At 58.6% G+C, this 232-nt stretch carries 1 pseudogene; it reads right to left on the minus strand.

The features are described 5' to 3' along the window. Positions 1–232: pseudogene (locus tag SB772_RS45935) on the minus strand (hypothetical protein); the annotation flags it as partial.

A 232-nucleotide genomic window follows, 5' to 3' on the forward strand; every position in this document is an offset into this window, starting at 1 on the left:
GGGTTTCCGGCGCGTAGCGCCTCCGCGTTTCGCCATTTGAATTCGAGGGCATCCTGGCCCTGGTAGCCCGGATCCGTCAGCGGCGCGTGCTTGAGGCCGTAGAGGATGTTGTCTTTCAGCGTGCCGTGGAAAAAGTAGGTATCTGACGATACGTAAGAAATCCGTCTGCCGGTAATATATTCCGGCAGCGCAAGCAAATCCTGGCCGTCGATGCTTATGCGCCCGCCTTCCG

It is taken from the genome of Paraburkholderia sp. SIMBA_030 (assembly GCF_046535245.1).
Classification (GTDB): domain Bacteria; phylum Pseudomonadota; class Gammaproteobacteria; order Burkholderiales; family Burkholderiaceae; genus Paraburkholderia.